This is a genomic window from Streptomyces sp. NBC_01463 (assembly GCA_036227345.1).
Classification (GTDB): domain Bacteria; phylum Actinomycetota; class Actinomycetes; order Streptomycetales; family Streptomycetaceae; genus Streptomyces.
The window spans coordinates 4,131,669-4,146,720 of record CP109468.1; the positions used below are offsets into that span (position 1 = coordinate 4,131,669).

The 15,052-nt window shown below is 71.8% G+C and carries 14 protein-coding genes; 7 read left to right on the forward strand and 7 right to left on the reverse strand.

Annotation, left to right across the window (positions count from 1 at the left end; genetic code table 11):
• The first annotated feature begins 59 nt into the window (after positions 1-59).
• The 4 genes from OG521_18165 (at position 60) to OG521_18180 (ending at position 4,170) form a co-directional block, all read left to right on the forward strand.
• Positions 60-989 carry an ROK family protein gene (locus OG521_18165; protein WUW22614.1) on the forward strand — a complete coding sequence of 310 codons (930 nt, stop codon included), beginning with the start codon at positions 60-62 and terminating at the stop codon, positions 987-989.
• Positions 989-2,146, forward strand: coding sequence for an N-acetylglucosamine-6-phosphate deacetylase (gene nagA, locus OG521_18170; protein WUW22615.1), 1,158 nt, complete (start codon positions 989-991; stop codon positions 2,144-2,146). The genes OG521_18165 and nagA overlap by 1 nt, the downstream gene beginning before the upstream one ends.
• 171 nt (positions 2,147-2,317) lie before the next feature.
• The gene (locus OG521_18175) at positions 2,318-3,262 is read left to right on the forward strand and encodes a 1-phosphofructokinase family hexose kinase (GenBank protein WUW22616.1); all 945 of its coding nucleotides are present in this window, start codon (positions 2,318-2,320) and stop codon (positions 3,260-3,262) included.
• A gap of 56 nt (positions 3,263-3,318) precedes the next feature.
• Positions 3,319-4,170 carry a class II fructose-bisphosphate aldolase gene (locus tag OG521_18180; GenBank protein ID WUW22617.1) on the forward strand — a complete coding sequence of 284 codons (852 nt, stop codon included), beginning with the start codon at positions 3,319-3,321 and terminating at the stop codon, positions 4,168-4,170.
• 70 nt (positions 4,171-4,240) lie between these two features.
• Here OG521_18180 and OG521_18185 read toward each other — a convergent pair whose 3' ends face one another.
• Together OG521_18185 and cdgB are read right to left on the reverse strand one after the other, a co-directional pair.
• Positions 4,241-5,236, reverse strand: coding sequence for a carbohydrate-binding protein (locus tag OG521_18185; protein WUW22618.1), 996 nt, complete (start codon positions 5,234-5,236; stop codon positions 4,241-4,243).
• A gap of 164 nt (positions 5,237-5,400) precedes the next feature.
• Positions 5,401-7,050 carry a diguanylate cyclase CdgB gene (gene cdgB / locus OG521_18190; protein WUW22619.1) on the reverse strand — a complete coding sequence of 550 codons (1,650 nt, stop codon included), beginning with the start codon at positions 7,048-7,050 and terminating at the stop codon, positions 5,401-5,403.
• 315 nt (positions 7,051-7,365) lie between these two features.
• On the opposite strand from cdgB, the gene OG521_18195 reads away from it, so the two are divergent.
• On the forward strand, positions 7,366-7,929 hold the full coding sequence (locus OG521_18195; protein WUW22620.1) for a flavin reductase family protein: 564 nt from the start codon (positions 7,366-7,368) through the stop codon (positions 7,927-7,929).
• A 24-nt stretch (positions 7,930-7,953) separates the two neighbouring features.
• Here the strand turns inward: OG521_18195 and arfB are convergent, their stop codons facing one another.
• Positions 7,954-8,388, reverse strand: coding sequence for an alternative ribosome rescue aminoacyl-tRNA hydrolase ArfB (gene arfB, locus OG521_18200; GenBank protein ID WUW22621.1), 435 nt, complete (start codon positions 8,386-8,388; stop codon positions 7,954-7,956).
• Positions 8,389-8,590: 202 nt separating this feature from the next.
• Here arfB and OG521_18205 point away from each other — a divergent pair, with 202 nt between their 5' ends.
• On the forward strand, positions 8,591-9,166 hold the full coding sequence (locus tag OG521_18205) for a TerD family protein (protein WUW22622.1): 576 nt from the start codon (positions 8,591-8,593) through the stop codon (positions 9,164-9,166).
• A gap of 276 nt (positions 9,167-9,442) precedes the next feature.
• Complete coding sequence (locus tag OG521_18210) at positions 9,443-11,026, forward strand: M4 family metallopeptidase (protein ID WUW22623.1); 1,584 nt, start codon at positions 9,443-9,445, stop codon at positions 11,024-11,026.
• Positions 11,027-11,053: 27 nt separating this feature from the next.
• Here the strand turns inward: OG521_18210 and OG521_18215 are convergent, their stop codons facing one another.
• The 4 genes from OG521_18215 to OG521_18230 all read right to left on the reverse strand — a co-directional run bounded on the left by OG521_18215 (position 11,054) and on the right by OG521_18230 (position 14,895).
• A complete protein-coding gene (locus OG521_18215; protein ID WUW22624.1) occupies positions 11,054-12,493 on the reverse strand; it encodes a M1 family metallopeptidase in 1,440 nt (479 codons plus the stop codon).
• Positions 12,494-12,567: 74 nt separating this feature from the next.
• The gene (locus tag OG521_18220; protein WUW22625.1) at positions 12,568-13,701 is read right to left on the reverse strand and encodes a hypothetical protein; all 1,134 of its coding nucleotides are present in this window, start codon (positions 13,699-13,701) and stop codon (positions 12,568-12,570) included.
• Positions 13,698-14,312 carry an ankyrin repeat domain-containing protein gene (locus OG521_18225; protein ID WUW22626.1) on the reverse strand — a complete coding sequence of 205 codons (615 nt, stop codon included), beginning with the start codon at positions 14,310-14,312 and terminating at the stop codon, positions 13,698-13,700. Before OG521_18225 ends, OG521_18220 begins: the two co-directional genes overlap by 4 nt.
• A gap of 25 nt (positions 14,313-14,337) precedes the next feature.
• Positions 14,338-14,895: a heme-binding protein gene (locus tag OG521_18230; GenBank protein ID WUW22627.1), complete on the reverse strand. Its 558-nt coding sequence runs from the start codon at positions 14,893-14,895 to the stop codon at positions 14,338-14,340.
• Between the last annotated feature and the right edge of the window lie 157 nt (positions 14,896-15,052).

Consider the following 15,052-nt stretch of genomic DNA (forward strand, 5'->3'; position numbering starts at 1 on the left):
GCAACAAACAGCGATAGTGGACTAGACCTTTTGGGGTTCGTCGGGCGAAACTGTTTCCCGTGAAACACGTCATCGCCCTCGATGTGGGCGGCACCGGAATGAAGGCCGCACTGGTCGGGGCCGACGGCACCCTGCTCCACGAGGCACGGCGCGCCACCGGCAGGGAGCGCGGTCCCGACGCCGTCGTGGAGTCGGTCCTCGCCTTCGCCGCGGATCTGCGCGCGCACGGCGAGGAGCACCTCGGCGAGAGCGCCCTCGCGGCCGGTGTCGCCGTGCCCGGCATCGTCGACGCCGAGAACGGGATCGCGGTCAACGCCGTGAACCTCGGCTGGCGCGACGTACCCATGCGGCGGCTGCTGGGCGAACGGATCGGCGTACCCGTCGCCCTCGGCCACGACGTCAGGACCGGCGGGCTCGCCGAGGGCCGGATCGGCGCGGGCAGGGGCGCCGACCGTTTCTTCTTCGTGCCGCTGGGCACCGGCATCGCCGGCGCCATCGGCATCGCGGGCCGCATCGAGTCCGGTGCCCACGGCTACGCGGGCGAGATCGGCCACATCGTGGTCCGGCCGGACGGCCCGGACTGCAACTGCGGCCAGCGCGGCTGTCTGGAGACCCTGGCCTCCGCGGCCGCCGTCAGCCGCGCCTGGGCCGCCGCGTCCGGCGACGCGAAGGCCGACGCCGCGGACTGCGCCAAGGCCGTCGAATCGGGCGACCCGAAGGCCGTCGAGGTGTGGCGCGACGCGGTCGACGCCCTCTCCGCCGGACTCGTCACCGCGCTCACCCTGCTGGACCCCCGCACGATCATCATCGGTGGCGGTCTCGCCGAGGCGGGGGAAACCTTGTTCACACCACTCCGTGCGGCCGTCGAGGAACGCGTCACGTTCCAGAAGCTGCCCCACATCGTCCCGGCGGCCCTCGGGGACACCGCCGGATGCCTGGGCGCAGGGCTGCTCGCCTGGGATCTTCTCTCCACGGAGGTATCCGCCTGATGGCCGGACGCGCAGAAAGCACCGTTCTCGCAGGTGCCCGGGTGGTACTCCCCACCGGCACCGTCGAGAACGGCCGGGTGATCGTCGAGGGCACCCGCATCGCCGGCAGTTCGGCACAGGACGCCCCGGTCGTCGACCTCTCCGGTCACTGGGTCGTGCCCGGCTTCGTGGACATGCACAACCACGGCGGCGGTGGCGGCTCCTTCACCTCCGGCACCGTGGAGGACGTCCTCACCGGCGTCCGTACCCACCGCGAGCACGGCACCACCACCCTGGTCGCCTCCACCGTCACCGGCGAGATGGACTTCCTCGCCGAACGGGCCGGCATCCTCTCCGAGCTCGTCGAGCAGGGCGACCTCGCCGGAATCCACTTCGAGGGCCCCTTCATCTCGCCGTGCCGCAAGGGCGCCCACAGCGAGGAGCTGCTGCGCCACCCGGACCCGGCCGAGGTCCGCAAGCTGATGGACGCCGCCCGCGGCACCGCGAAGATGTTCACCCTCGCCACCGAACTTCCCGGCGGCATCGAGTCCGTACGGCTGCTCGCCGAGCACGGTGTCATCGCAGCCATCGGCCACACCGACGCCACGTACGAGCAGACCGTCGAGGCGATCGACGCGGGTGCCACCGTCGCCACGCACCTCTACAACGCGATGCCGGCCCTCGGCCACCGCGCGCCCGGCCCGATCGCCGCCCTCCTGGAGGACGAGCGGATCACGGTCGAGCTGATCAACGACGGCACGCATCTGCACCCGGCCGCCCTGGAACTGGCCTACCACCACGCCGGCGCCCACCGCGTCGCGCTGATCACCGACGCCATGGACGCGGCCGGCTTCGGCGACGGGGAGTACCAGCTGGGCCCGCTCGCCGTCGAGGTCAGGGACGGCGTCGCCCGGCTCGTCGAGGGCGGCTCCATCGCGGGCTCCACCCTCACCCTGGACACCGCCTTCCACCGGGCCGTCACCATCGACCGCATCCCGGTCGGCGACGTGGTGCAGTCGATCTCCGCCAACCCGGCACGGCTCCTCGGCGTGTACGACCGGGTCGGCTCGCTGGAGCCCGGCAAGGACGCCGACCTCGTCGTCCTGGACGAGGAGTTCCGGCTCAGGGGCGTCATGCGCAAGGGCGAGTGGATCATCCGGCCGCAGACCGGCCGATGACCGCGCCGGCCCGCCGATGACCGCGGCCGGGCTACGTAACGAAGAGACGGCGGTTGGCCCGGAGGTCTGGGCCGACCGTCGCCCTTTTGACATGATCGCCAGGGAAACAGACGGGGAAAGCGCGTTCTGGCAAGGGATCCGCGCTCCACACGGATCGAGGGGGCGGCCGAGGTGATCCTCACGGTCACGCTGAACACGGCACTCGACCTGACGTACGGCGTCCCGGCACTCGTCCCGCACTCCAGCCACCGGGTCACCGACCTCTCCGAGCGCCCCGGCGGCAAGGGCGTCAACGTCGCCCGGGTGCTGGCCGCCCTCGGCCACGAGAGCGTCGTCACCGGCTTCGCCGGAGGCGCCACCGGAGCCGTCCTGCGCGCGCTGCTCGCCGCCCTCCCGGCCGGCCCCGCGACCGTCACCGACGCGCTCGTCCCCGTGTCCGGCGACACCCGCCGCACCCTGGCCGTCGTCGACCGGGCCACCGGCGACACCACCCAGTTCAACGAACCCGGACCGCACGTCACCGCCGACGAGTGGACCGCCTTCCTCGCCTCGTACGGGAACCTGCTCGCCACGGCCGACGCGGTCGCCCTGTGCGGCAGCCTGCCGCCCGGCATCCACGTCGGCGCCTACGCCGAACTGGTCCGCCTCGCCCGCGCCGCCGGTGTCCCCGTCCTGCTCGACACCAGCGGCGAGCCGCTGCGCCGCGGCATCGCCGCCCGCCCCGACCTGATCAAGCCGAACGCCGGTGAGCTGGCCCAGCTCACCGGCTCCCGCGACCCCCTGCGGGCCACCCGCGACGCCCGCCGCCGCGGCGCCCACGGGGTGATCGCCTCCCTGGGGCCCGACGGCATGCTGGCGGTCGCCTCCGGCGGCAGCTGGCAGGCGTCCCCGCCCGCGCCCGTGAAGGGCAACCCGACCGGGGCAGGCGACTCCGCGGTGGCCGGACTGCTGTCCGGACTCGTGGAGGGCCTGGACTGGCCGGACCGGCTGCGACGGGCGGTGGCACTGTCGACGGCGACCGTGCTCTCCCCCACGGCCGGTGAGTTCGACCGTGCGGCGTACGAGGAACTGCTGCCGCGCGTCCGTATCGAGGAACACGCACCCGGAGCGGCCTGAGCGCCGCTCCCCCACCGGGTCCTCCCACGGGCCCGAGGAATCGACAGAGGTCCGCAATGCCGCTCGTCACCACCGGTGAACTCGTCTCCGCCGCACAGGCCCGGGGACGCGGAATCGCCGCCTTCAACGTCATCACGCTGGAGCACGCGGAGGCCATCGCCACCGGTGCGGAGCGCGCCGGGGCCCCCGCCATCCTGCAGATCTCCGAGAACGCCGTGAAGTTCCACGGCGGCCGGCTCGGCCCCGTCGCGGCGGCCGCCGCAGCCGTCGCCCGCTCCTCCACCGCCCCGCTCGCCCTCCACCTCGACCACGTCGAGTCCGTGGAACTGCTCCACCAGGCGCACGACGAGGGCTTCGGCTCGGTGATGTTCGACGCCTCCAAGCTGGGCTACGAGGAGAACGTGCGGGCCACCGCCGCCGCGGTCGCCTGGGGCCACGGGCGTGGCATCTGGATCGAGGCCGAGCTCGGCAAGGTCGGCGGCAAGGAGGGCGAGGCCCCGCTCGACGCCCACGCCCCCGGCGTCCGCACCGACCCGGCCGAGGCCGCCGCGTACGTCGCCGCCACCGGCGTCGACGCGCTCGCCGTCGCCGTCGGCTCCTCGCACGCCATGACCGAGCGCACCGCCGCCCTGGACCACGGGCTGATCGGCCGGCTGCGCGACGCCGTTCCCGTCCCGCTGGTGCTGCACGGCTCCAGCGGCGTCCCGGACGAGGAGATCCGCCGGGCGGTCACGGCCTCCGGCATGGTCAAGATCAACGTGGGCACGGCGCTGAACACCGCGTTCACCGGAGCCGTCCGCGCCCACCTGGCCGAGCACACCGCGGGCGTGGACCCGCGCAAGTACATCGCCCCGGGCCGCGAGGCGATGGCCGCGACGGTGGCCGGCTTCCTCGCCCTGATGGGCTGAGCGTCCGGGACGCCGACGGCCCCCTCACCGAGAATGGCGAGGGGGCCGTCGTGCGTACGGGCGGGGCGGGTCAGCGCGTCTGGTGACCGGCCTTCAGCGACAGCTGGTCCAGATTGGCGTCGCACTGGTCGCCGTCGTTGCAGGAGATCATCAGGGTGTTCGGGCCCTTGGTGAGGTTGACGTAGGCGTACGTCGTCGTCCACCCCTTCTCCAGATCGCCCTCGGGGGCGTTGGCGAAGTTCTTCATGTTGATGGAGCGCGGGTCCTCGGAGTTCACCGTCAGGGACGTCTTGGCGTCCTTGCCCGGCACGCCGTACGTCACGAACAGCGTGTACTCGCCGGCCTGCGGCACCTCGACCGACCAGGTCGCCGACCTGCCGACCGCGTTGAGGTTGATGTACTGCCCGTTGTTGCTCTTGGCGCCCTTGACGGTGTTGTCGAGCCCCGCGTCACCGCCGAGCTTCAGCGAGGCCGCGTCCTGCTTCGGGAGCTCGACGGGAGCCTCGGAGCTGGCGCTCTGCTCGGGCTTCGGGGACTCCTCGACCTGTCCGGCCGCGCCGGAGGAGGTCGCGGCGTCGTCCTTCTTCTCGCCCTTGTCGCCGTCGCCCGTCATCAGCGCGGCACCGATGCCGATGAGCACGACCGCGACCACCGCGACCGCACCGATCAGCAGGCCCTTGGTGTTGGGTCCGCCCTTGCCGGGGCCGCCGCCACTGCCGCGGCCGCCCTGGTGCGGCACCTGCGCGGTGGGGGCGCCACCGGGGTGCGTCTCCGGGGCCGCGTACTGCGCGTTCGGCTGGCCGTACTGCTGGTTCGGCTGGCCGTAGGGCGCCTGCGGCTGCCCGTACGCCTGCTGCTGCGGCACCTGCTGGCCGTACTGGCGCTCGCCGACGGTCCGCACCTGGTTGTACGAGGTCCGCGGCACGCCCGGCTGCGCGGCGGGACCCGGGTAGCCGTAGCCGCCCTGACCACCCGGCGGCTGTGCGCCGGCTGCCCGCCCGTCCTCGTAGAGGTAGCCGAACGGATCGTCGTCCTCGGGTGTGCTCGCGCCGTTGTTCCCGGCCATCCCTGGGTCACTCCTCACCATGTCGCCAGCCGTCGCCGTATGCAGTCAGCCGTCGCCGACCGGCCGAGCCTACCCCGAACGGCCGTCACCAAGAATTGCCGGAGGTGCGGCGGGAACCGGGGTGGGGTACACGCGGAACCCGCGGTGCGAAGCGCCGGCGAACGTCAGCCGGCCCTGCGGTGAACCTTCGACCGGGACCGCTTCTCGACGTACATCCGCTGGTCGGCGGAGCGCAGCACCTCTTCGGCGGTCATCCCGCAGGCGGCCCAGCCGATGCCGAAACTCGCCCCGACCCGCACCGCCCGGCCGTCGACCCGAATGGGCGGAATGATGGCGTTACGCAGGCGTACGGCCAGGTCCGCGGCGTCCGCCGCCCCGAGCCCGTCCGCGAGAACGACGAATTCGTCACCCCCGAGCCGGGCGACGGTGTCCCCGTCGCGGACACACGTGGTGAGCCGCCGGGCCACCTCGATGAGAACCGCGTCACCCGTGTGGTGGCCGAACCGGTCGTTGATCGACTTGAAGCCGTCGAGATCGCAGAAGAGGACCGCGAGCCCCTTCGACCCGTCGTCGCCCGACGTGTCGGGTGCGACGGAATGCACATGGTGGTCGTACGGGGCGACGCTCCGCCCGGCGTCGAACGCCTCGGAGGGGAAGCCGTGCACACGGGCCTCGTCGATATCGCCGTACGCCGCGTCGAGCGCCTCGACGTCCGTGGACGCCACCGAGTGCGGACGCTCGCACAGCCGGGCGCCGAGCCGGGCCCGCAGCTCCGCACTGTTGGGCAGCCCGGTCAGGGCGTCGTGCGAGGCGCGGTGCGCGAGGTTCAGCTCGTGGCGCTTGCGCTCCTCTATGTCCTCGACGTGCGTCAGCAGGAAGCGCGGCCCGTCCGCGGTGTCCGCGACGACGGAGTTGCGCAGCGAGACCCAGAGACAGCTGCCGTCCCTGCGGCCCAGCCGCAGCTCGGCGCGGCCGCCCTCGGCGGAGGTCCTGAGCAGGGTGCCGATGTCCTCGGGGTGGACCAGGTCGGCGAAGGAGTAGCGGCGCAGCACCGAGGCGGGGCGGCCCAGCAGGCGGCACAGGGCGTCGTTGGTGCGCAGCAGCCGGCCGTGCTGGTCGCCGCCCAGCTCGGCGATGGCCATGCCGCTGGGGGCGTACTCGAAGGCCTGGCGGAAGGATTCCTCACTGGCCCGCAGCGCCTGCTGCTCGCGCTCCAGGCGGACCAGGGCGCGCTGCATGTTTGCCCGGAGCCTGGCGTTACTGATCGCAATGGCCGACTGGGACGCGTACATCTGGAGCGCCTCGCGGCCCCAGGCACCGGGCCGGCGGCCGTTGCGGGGGCGGTCGACGGATATGACGCCGAGGAGATCGAGGCCGCCGCCCGAGGCGTACATCGGTGCGTAGAGCCGGTCCTGCGGGTGCCACTCGTCCTCGAAGCGGGGTTCGGGGCCCTCGGTGTGCCACTGCGGGACGTCGTCGTCGAGGAGGACCCATCCGTCGGTGTGGGGTATGAAACGGAGCTCGTCCCATATCTCGCCCATGCCCAGCCGGCGCTCCCAGGATTCGCGGGAGCCGACGCGGCCGGTGATCAGGGCCTCGGCGGCGCTGTTGCCGGCGAAGGCGGCGACGACGAGGTCACCGTCGGGGCGGACGAGGTTGACGCAGGCAAGCTCGTAGCCGAGACCGGCGACGATTCCGTCGGCGACGGTCTGCAGTGTGTCGGCCAGGCTCCGCGCCGTGTTGAGATCGGCCACGGCCTGATGCAGCTGCCGCATCGTCGCAAGACGGACGTACGGCTCCGACTCGGCCTCCATCGCTCGCACTCCCCGAGACCTCGACAGCACTCCAGATTTCATATCGACGTACCTGACGTACTTACTGCAGTGTCACGGCCACTGAATCACAGTGAGCTGTGCACCCGGTACACAGGGTCAACAAATATTGCGCTCTGTGACTCAAGTCACAACAGATGGTGAAGGGTCCCGGTCTCGCCCCCAAGTGGTCCGTCCTTTTCTTGAACGCAAAAACGCAAATCCTCCGGCGGACCCGCCCGGGACGGCAGGTCCTAGGACCTGGCTGGTCCCCTGGCCCGATGCGGGGCCCCACCGTACGCGGCTAGCGTTCCCGGTGTGTTGCAGACGAAGCCCCCAGTCCCGCGTACCGAGCCCGTCCCCCATGCTGAGGGGGTGAGCAACGACGAGTTCCGCGGCGCCCTTGCCCGGCTGGCAGCCGGAGTGGTGCTGATCACCGCCCAGGAGCCGCCGCTCGACGAGCACGGCCGCGGCGAGGACGTCGGCATGACGGCGACCGCCTTCATGTCGGTGTCGCTCGACCCGCCCCTGGTCATGGTGAGCCTGCGCAACGACTCCCGGATGGACGACCTGCTGGCGGAACAGCCGCTGTGGGCCGTGTCCGTACTGTCGGAGAGCCAGCGGCACATCGCGGGACGGTTCGCCATGAAGGGCCGGATCAGCGACCGGCTGCTCTTCGAGGACATCCCCTATGTACGGGGAGAGGTGACCGGCGCACCGCTGGTCGGGGGCGCGCTCGCGACACTGGAGTGCCGCACCGAGCAGCGGATCGTGGCGGGTGACCACACGCTGGTGATCGGCCGGGTGCTCGGCGCGCAGCTGCCGAGCGGCGACGGCGGGCCGCTGGCCTACTTCCGCGGGCGCTACCGGCAGCTGGGCTGAACCGGACCGGCCGCGGGCCGCCCGCTACCAGTCGCGGCCGGAGCGGCCGCGCTTGGTGTCGGCGCGCTGCTTCTTCTCGCGCAGCCGGCGTTCGTTGATCCCGCGCGGGATCTTGCGCTTCACGCGCGGCTTGGGGGGCGGCGCGGTGGCCTCGGCCAGCAGGGCGGTGAGCCGCACGGCGGCCGTCTCACGGTTGCGCCACTGCGAGCGGTGCTCCGAGGAGCGGACCGAGACCACGCCGTTGACCAGCCGGTTCGCCAGCCGCTCCAGCGCGCGTTCCTTCCACACCTCGGGCAGCGACTCGGTCGCCGCGAGGTCGAAGCGCAGCTCCACCTGGGAGTCGCTGGTGTTGACGTGCTGTCCCCCGGGCCCGGAGGACCGCGAGAAACGCCACATGAGCTCGGCCTCCGGCAGGAGGACGGCACCGCGGATGACATAGGGCCCGGACATGACACCCATGTTCCCTGTCCCGCCGGGGGTACGTCACCTTCTTTTGACGCGCCCCTGACGTATCCCGTCCGCCGTCTGCCGCGCCCCGTCATCAGTTCGGTAAAGAAAGTAAAGGCGGAAGGAACCTCACGGTCCCCTGCCTGCGTTATGAACTGTGACGGTAGCTTCGTGATGGCACGAAGCCCGCACCCGAAGATGAAAGGGACTTCCCATGGCAGTAAGCCTGTCCAAGGGCGGCAACGTCTCCCTCACCAAGGAGGCCCCCGGCCTCACCGCCGTCACGGTCGGCCTCGGCTGGGACGTCCGTACCACCACCGGCACCGACTTCGACCTCGACGCCTCGGCGATCGCGGTCAACACGGCGGGCAAGGTCTTCTCCGACGGCCACTTCGTCTTCTTCAACAACAAGTCGACGCCGGACCAGACCATCGTGCACACCGGTGACAACGTCACGGGTGAGGGCGAGGGCGACGACGAGCAGATCAACGTCAACCTGGCGGGCCTGCCGGCCGACATCGACAAGATCGTCTTCCCGGTGTCGATCTACGACGCCGAGACCCGCAGCCAGAACTTCGGCCAGGTGCGGAACGCCTACATTCGCATCCTCAACCAGGCCGGCGGCGCCGAGATCGCGCGCTACGACCTGAGCGAGGACGCCGCCACCGAGACCGCCATGGTCTTCGGCGAGCTCTACCGCAACGGCGCCGAGTGGAAGTTCCGTGCCGTCGGCCAGGGTTACGCCTCGGGCCTGCGCGGCATCGCGCAGGACTTCGGCGTCAGCCTCTGACGTCCAGCACCCAGCCCCACCGAAGCCCCCGGCCGAACGTCCTGCGGCCGGGGGCTTAGGCGTGCCCTTATACCACTGATCGCGGCCAACGGAGCGCACGCCACGCGTGTTTGCCCAATCGAAGGAAGTCCGCCGGATAGCGGACACAGTCCTGCCCCAGTCGGACAAGAACTGGTCAAAGAATTGTGAGGTAATTGTTGGTACACCGTCAAAGCTGGTCATTCGGTGGCACGCTCTCCGCTCGTAACCCCCCACGGAACGAGCAACGGAGAAAGCATGACCCCCCACATGAACACCCGTCGCGCCGCAGCCCTGGCCGCCGTGGCCGCGATGGTCGTCGTCGGAGTGCAGACGGGTGCGGCGAACGCCGACCCGAACACCCCCGGTGACGGTCCCTCCGCTTCTCCCCGCACCACCTCGCCCGCCTTCAACAGCGCCTCCGCACGGACGTCCGCCATCAAGTCGGCCCAGAGCGACGCCTCTTCGACCGCCGACTCGCTGGGGCTCGGCAGCCAGGAGAAGCTGATCGCCCGTGACGTGATCAAGGACGCCAAGGGCACCGTCCACACCCGCTACGAGCGCACCTACGCCGGGCTGCCCGTCCTCGGCGGCGACCTCGTCACCCACACCACGGGCAACGGCAAGCTCAAGAGCGTCACCAAGGCGACGAACGCCAAAATATCCGTGCCGTCCACGACGGCGAAGATCAAGACGGTGGCCGGCGCCCGCAAGGTGATCTGGGCGGGAGGCTCCAAGCCCGTCCTCGCCCTGGAGTCGGTGAAGACCGGCGTGCAGCAGGACGGCACCCCGAGCCGCAAGCGCATCATCACCGACGCCACCACCGGCAAGGTCCTGCACAGCTACGAGGAGATCGAGACCGCCGGCGTCGGCAACAGCCAGTACAGCGGCAAGGTCGACCTGACCACCACCGCGTCCGGTTCCGGCTTCGAACTGACCGACGGCGACCGCGGCGGCCACAAGACGTACGACCTCAACCAGGGCGAGAGCGGCACCGGCGACCTCGTCACCGACGACGACGACACCTGGGGCGACGGCACCGGCAACGACCGCCAGACCGCCGCCGTCGACGCCCACTACGGCGCCGCGCAGACCTGGGACTTCTACAAGTCGGCGCTCGGCCGCGACGGCATCGCCGGTGACGGCAAGGCCGCCTACTCCCGGGTCCACTACGGCGACGCGTACGTCAACGCGTTCTGGGACGACAGCTGCTTCTGCATGACGTACGGCGACGGCGCCGACAACAAGAGCGCCCTCACCGGCCTCGACGTCGCCGGCCACGAGATGAGCCACGGCCTGACCGCCTCCACCGCCAACCTCGACTACGTCGGCGAGTCCGGCGGCCTCAACGAGGCCACCAGCGACATCTTCGGCACCTCGGTGGAGTTCTTCGCCGACAACGCCACCGACGTCGGCGACTACCTCATCGGCGAGAAGATCGACATCAACGGTGACGGCACCCCGCTGCGCTACATGGACCAGCCCAGCAAGGACGGCGGCTCGGCCGACTACTGGGACAGCAGCGTCGGTGACCTGGACGTCCACTACTCGTCCGGTGTCGCCAACCACTTCTTCTACCTGCTGGCCGAGGGCAGCGGCGCGAAGACCATCAACGGCGTCGACTACGACTCCCCCACCTCCGACGGCTCCACCGTCACCGGCATCGGCCGGGACAAGGCCGTCCAGATCTGGTACAAGGCCCTCTCCGAGTACATGACGTCGACCACCGACTACGCGGCCGCCCGCGAGGCGACCGAGAAGGCGGCGACCGACCTGTACGGGGCGGACAGCGCCGAGCTCGCCTCGGTCAGCGCCGCCTGGGCCGGCGTCAACGTGAAGTAACACCCAACGCGTTGCCCCGGGAGCCGGTCAGCCGTCCGCGGCGGGCCGGCTCCTGCCGTACAGCCAGCTCTTCCACAGGTCCGACAGATCCTGCCCGGTCGTCTTCTCCACATAGGCGGTGAAGTCCGCCGTCGAGGCGTTGCCGTGCCGGTGCGCCTTCGTCCAGCCGGCCAGCAGCGCGAAGAACTCCTCGTCGTCGTCGACCGCCTCGCGGATCTTGTGGATCACCATGGCCCCGCGCCCGTACACCGGCTGCTCCGAGATGTCCGCGGCGCCGGGCGGATCCGCCGGCGGGAAGGCCCAGTTGGCGTCGTCGTCATAGGCCTCGTCGAAGGAGTCCTGGGCCGGGGTGTCCTCCTTCTCCTCCTCCCACAGCCACTCCGCGTACGTCGCCAGACCCTCGTTGAGCCACATGTCGCGCCAGGATTCGGGCGTGACGGAGTCGCCGAACCACTGGTGCGCCATCTCGTGGACGAGCAGCCCGATGCTCGGCGGCCCGGGGAAGAACGGCCGGTTCTGCGTCTCCAGCGCATAGCCCGCGTCGTCCTTGCGGTCCACGATCGCGCCGGTGGCGGAGAACGGGTACGGGCCGAAGTGCTCCGCCTCCCACTTCACGACCTCCGGGACGCGGGCCAGCGTGGCCGCGCTCGCCTTCGCCGACTCCGGGTCCACGGCGGTGAACACCGTGATGCCGCCCGCCATGACCGACGTCCTGGTCGTGAAGCGGCCGACGGCCAGGGTCGCGAGGTAGCTCGCCATGGGTTCGGCGGTGTGCCAGCGGTACGTGGTGCGGTCCCCCGAGGTCACCGGCGGGCCGGCCGGCACCCCGTTGGACACCGCCGCCAGTCCCTCGGGGACGGTGACCTTCAGGTCGTAGGAGGCCTTGTCGCCCGGGTGGTGGTTGCCCGGGAACCAGGCCATCGACCCGGTCGGCTCCCCGAGGGCGAGTGCGCCGTCGTCGGTCGGCAGCCAGCCCTCCTCGGACCCGTCCGCGTCGGTGATGGTCCGCGGGGAGCCGGAGTAGCGCACGACGGTGCGGAACGTCTCGCCCTTGTGGAGCCGGTCCTCGACCCCGGCGTCCGTACGCAGCGTCAGCTCGTCGCCCGCCCGGTTGACCGCTGCCGGACGCCCCTCCACGGTCGCCGAATCGACGGTCAGCCCGGCCAGGTCGAGATTGAACGAGCTCAGGTCCTGGGTGGCCCGCGCGGTGATCTCGGCGGTTCCGCGCAGCGTCTGCTCGTCCGGGTCGACGTCGAGGGTGAGGTCGTAGTGCGTCACGTCGTAGCCGCCGTTGCCCAGCTTCGGGAAGTACGGATCGTGCACACCGGAGGCACCCGGCTTCCCCTCGACCCCGCCGGTCCCGGCGGTGCAGGCGGGGGCCAGGACCGCGAGGGCGAGCAGCAGGGCGGCCGCCCCTGCCGTGCGGGGGCCGCGGGCCGTGCGGGATGCCGGAGGTCGATGATCCACACCGGTGATCCTATGTGCGGAATGTCGGAGTCCGGAGGCGCCTGACCGGGGCGGGGAGCCCCGGCCCCCGGCCGTCAGAGCACCGCGATCCCCAACGGCCGCTCGCCCGCCGCCAGCCGGACCGGCGCGCTCTTCCCTGCGAGGTCCACGACCGTGATGCCGTTCCAGTACCCGTCCCGGGTGAAGCCGCCGGTGACGTACGCCGTGCGGCCGTCCCCGGAGACCGCCACGTCCTCGTGCGGACCGTCCAGCGGGACGACGCGCTCGGAGCCGTCCGGCTTCCGGACCGTCAGCGACGCCTCCTCGTCGTCGGAGGCGATCGGTCCGGTGCCGACGACGAGGAGCGTGCCGTCCGGGGCCAGGGCCGCACCGTGCTGGTGGGTGCCGGCCGTCATCGGCTCGATCGCGACCTTGCCGGTGCGCGGGTCGAGCACGGCCAGCCGCTCGCCCTCGAACGGCAGCAGCAGCTTCCCGTCCGCCGGCCGGACGGCCGCGTAGTGCGGCTTCAGCCAGGAGCCGAGACCGCCCTCGGTGCCGTACGGAGCCACCTCCATGCGCCGGGTGCGCAGGGTGTCGGTGCGCACGGACGTCACGTCGAAGGAGTCGTGGCCGGTGGCGTACACCTCCGCGCCGTCGCGCGAGACGTCCACGTCGAAGGGACGGCGGCCGACCGGGGCGGTGCCGGTGACCTTCCGGGACCCGGTGTCGATCACCTCCAGCACCCCCTCGGCACCGGGCACGTTGACGCCCACGTAGACGTGCCGGCCGTCGGGCGCCAGGGCGATGCCCATGCCGCCGCCGCGGTACTCGCCCGTGGTGACCGGCCCGGTCTCCGTCTCGTACGGGATCAGGGCCGGCCGGGTGCGGGTCCGGGTGTCGACGACCGCGACGCCCTCGGCGGTGGCCACCCAGGCCCGGCCGTCGTCCCCGACGACCAGACCGTAGGGGGCGGTGCCGACCTCGACCCGGTCGAACGCCCCGCGTTCCGGATCGACGAACGTCACCGTGTCCCCGCCGAAGTCGGCGACGAGCAGCGTGCCGTCGGGGGTGTTCCCGGCCGCCGCCGGAACCGAGGGGGTGACCGCCGGACCCGTCGCGGCCGGGCTCTTCGCGGCCGCGCTCCCGTCCGGTGCGCCGGTGGTCCCGGTGGCGCAGCCGGCGAGCGCGGCCGCGGCGGCCAGCAGCAGCACCGCCCGCCGGGCCCTCACCGGGTGTCCTCCGCGTCCCGTGCGCCCCGCAGCAGCGCGGCGATCTCCGTGAAGCCGCGGCGTTCCGCGTGCGCCAGCGCCGTCACACCGTCGCCGTCCGGCAGCCCGGGCGTCGCGCCCGCGGCCAGCAGCAGTTCGACGATCTCCTGATGCGCCCGGCCGCCGTCGCCGAGGATCACGGCCTCCAGCAGGGCCGTCCAGCCCAGCCGGTTGACGTGGTCCACGTCGATGTCGGTGACCCGCAGCAGCTCCCGTACGTAGGCGACGTGGCCCCGCTCGCTCGCCGGGATCAGCGCGATCCCGCCGAACCGGTTGCACAGCTTCAGGTCCGGACCGGCCGGCAGCAGCACGTGCAGCATCGCGACGCTGCCGGTGACCCCGGTGGCCAGCCAGGGGCTCTCCTCCCGGCTGTCCTGCGCGTCGGGGTCCGCGCCCGCGTCGACGAGCAGCCGGGCGGCCTCCACATGACCGCCGTGCACGGCCAGCAGCAGCGGGGTGCGCAGCTCCCCGTCGCGGACGTCCACCCGGGCGCCGCCCTCGACCGCGGTCCGCACGGAATCGGTGTCGCCGGTGCGTGCGGCGTCGAGCAGCTGCTGATCGAGGGCGTTCATGTCCGTCTCCCGTACGTGGTGGCGACTACTTGGCGAGGGCGGCGACGCCGGCCTCGGCGAACTTCTCGTCGAGGTCGCCGCTGGGCGCTCCGGCCACTCCGATACCCGCGACCGGAGCACCCTTGACCTGCACCGGGGCGCCGCCCGCGAGGAACAGGGTGCCAGGGATGTCCTTCAGGTTCGGGGTCTGGGTCAGCCGCTTGGCCAGCTCGGAGGTGGGGGCGTTCCACGACACGGCGGTGTACGCCTTCTTCTCGGCGGACTCGTACGCCTGCGGGCCCGCGCCGTCACCGCGCAGGGTCAGGATGGTGTTGCCGTTGCGGTCCACGACGGAGACGGCGACCCGCTGGTTCTCCTTCTCCGCGGCGTCCAGGGCGGCCTGCGCGGCCTTCGATGCGGCGTCCGCGGTCAGGTGCGTGGACTGCTGGAGGTTGCGGTTCGCGGTGTCCGCCTTGACGGTGGTCGCGGGGGCGGCGGCCGGGGCGGAGGCGTTCGCGGACATGGCGCCGAAGGTGCCGGCCCCGAGGGCGGCTGCGGCGACGGCACCGGTCAGGACACGGGTGCGCAGCGAGATCTTCTTCATGGTGAGCTCCTTCGGCGGGGGTGGTGCGTGGCTTCTGCGTTCTGTTTCCATCCTTGGGCCGGTTCCGGCTCCGAACGGTCGGCGTACCGGCTCGACAGCACGTGCGGGACGGCTGACGGCCCCATCGGCCGATCGGTTGATGCGAAGACGCCCGTTC